This is a genomic window from Streptomyces sp. NPDC017890 (assembly GCF_044328675.1).
In the GTDB taxonomy this organism is placed as follows: domain Bacteria; phylum Actinomycetota; class Actinomycetes; order Streptomycetales; family Streptomycetaceae; genus Streptomyces.
Window position 1 is genome coordinate 1 of sequence record NZ_JBIRHU010000117.1, and the last position, 2098, is coordinate 2098.

General features: G+C 61.1%; 3 protein-coding genes. 1 reads left to right on the plus strand and 2 read right to left on the minus strand.

Going from position 1 to position 2098, the window contains the following annotated elements:
- Positions 1–689: 689 nt before the first annotated feature.
- A complete protein-coding gene (locus ACH4F2_RS35770; RefSeq protein WP_037130837.1) occupies positions 690–1277 on the plus strand; it encodes a uracil-DNA glycosylase family protein in 588 nt (195 codons plus the stop codon).
- 376 nt (positions 1278–1653) lie between these two features.
- Here the strand turns inward: ACH4F2_RS35770 and ACH4F2_RS35775 are convergent, their stop codons facing one another.
- Together ACH4F2_RS35775 and ACH4F2_RS35780 are read right to left on the minus strand one after the other, a co-directional pair.
- Positions 1654–1971, minus strand: a complete 318-nt coding sequence (locus tag ACH4F2_RS35775; RefSeq protein ID WP_003943354.1) for an MGMT family protein — start codon at positions 1969–1971, stop codon at positions 1654–1656.
- The coding region (locus tag ACH4F2_RS35780; RefSeq protein WP_398136786.1) for a vitamin B12 dependent-methionine synthase activation domain-containing protein at positions 1964–2098 on the minus strand (135 nt) is incomplete at its 5' end. The genes ACH4F2_RS35775 and ACH4F2_RS35780, both read right to left, overlap by 8 nt.

Consider the following 2098-nt stretch of genomic DNA (forward strand, 5'->3'; position numbering starts at 1 on the left):
CGGACGTCACTGGTCCGGAGCATCACCGCATTCGAGAACTGAGCGTTTCGGCTCACGATTCGGTGCGGCGTTTACATGACGGGCAGCGGGGGTAGTGAGTCGAGGATCCACCGGATAGCCGGTCCCCCAAATTTTGCGTCCGGTGGATCACTTGTGCCGTGCCTCAGCTCTGCCGGGCCAGGGCACGGGACGGCTCGTCGGGTTTCACTGACCTGGGATCCGATGAGCCGTCACGGTTTCGACCGCTGGCCTACTCAGGAGAGCTGGGCGCGTACACCTTGGGCGGCGAGATCCTTCGAGGGTCTTCCGATCGCTAGAGCTGCTGTGGAAGGCGTCAGCCAGTTACGCCGCCAACCCGCGTGATGTCTTCACTGCCCCGATGCGTCCCGGTCGCGGCACCCTGGGTCTCTGTCCTGTCGCTACCCTGTCTCGTCGCAACGCTGCTACACGTTGTCCGACGGGCATATGCGTCTTCGAGGCATGGTTGGAGACATAGGGGAAACCGTGCCAAATACCGGCGGACTCGACGCCCCCGCTGCCCGCTGACTGAGAAATCTGTCAGCCCGGCCTACCGGCGCGGCTTCAAGCCTTCCACCCGGATTTCGGTGATTTCCCGGTAGACGACGACCTCGAACGCGTCCGATAACGACGTCACTTCTATGCTTGCCTCGACCCCGGAGATGGGAAATATGCCGGAACCATTGGCTGAGTTGCTCAGGGAGATCCGAGGGTGCACGCTCTGCGCGGACCACCTGCCGTGCGGACCGCGTCCCGTACTGCAAGCAGGCCCATCGGCTCGGCTGCGTGTGATCGGCCAGGCGCCCGGCCGCAAAGTTCATACGACGGGTGTTCCCTGGGACGATCCTTCAGGTGACTGTCTGCGCGCTTGGCTCGGTCTGACGCCCACACAGTTCTACGACCCGGACACGGTAGCCGTCATGTCGATGGGCTTTTGCTATCCAGGCAAAGCCAGGTCGGGCGATAAACCACCGAGATCCGAATGTGCATCTCATTGGCATGGGGCACTGAACGATCGTTTACTCGACGTCCGACTCACGGTGTTGGTCGGTCAGTATGCACAGGCGCATTATCTACGTGGTCGGCGCAAGCCGACACTGACCGAGACCGTCAAAGCAGCGAAGGATTACCTGCCGTTGGGGTACCTTCCCCTCCCACATCCTTCTCCGCGCAACCAGCCGTGGCTTGCCAAGAACCTGTGGTTCGAAGAGGACGTGTTGCCGATCGTCCAGACCGCAATTCGCTCACTCGCCCTGTGAAAGATCTTTTTGTCTCCACGTAGAGGTTCAGCGCAAAGCGCGAACACAACGTGTTCGACGTTGTCAGTTGACCGTCCACATCATCGAACCGATACCGAGCTGGCCGCCCGGTCACTGAGCTCTCCCCGTTCACACGCCGCGTCGGCGCTACACGCTCTCGCGCCTTACACCTTGCCCCCGGGTGTGTCGTCAACCGCCAGTCCACCTGAGTGCACGTCGAGACTGCGCAGCGGGTGGCCGTGTCTCATCCGACATACCAGACTTAGGACATGACCCGGGGAGCAAATACGAGGGTGAAGATGACTTAATCGCATGGAGGACATGGCATTTCGTCGAAAACGATTGCAGGACGGTTCTCGCCATCGTTTGAGGTGGATCATCCATTCCACAGCGCGTGTACGAGGTCGACCCGTCCGTCGCGCATGGGCGTCCCTTCGCCGCGCAGTAGGACGAGAGCGTTGTTGCCGTGACAGGTAGCGGGAGTGCCGTTGGCGTAGACCACTCGGTGCCAATGTGTTTCGTCTGCCCAGTGGGTCATGACCTGGCCGACTTGGCGCGGATGCGCGTCGACGATGGTGGCGATCAGTCCGTATGTCATCACTCGGCCTGCAGGAATACGGTCGATGATGTCGAGGACGCGGCGAGCGAACGGCGAGGGGCCGTCTTCCGATATTCCGTTCGGCAACTCAGACATTGAAATACTTTGCTTCCGGGTGGTGCAGGACAAAAGCGTCCGTGGACTGCTCGGGATGCAGCTGCAGCTCCTCGGACAATTCGACGCCGATTCGTTCGGGTTCGAGCAACGCAACCAACTTGGCTCG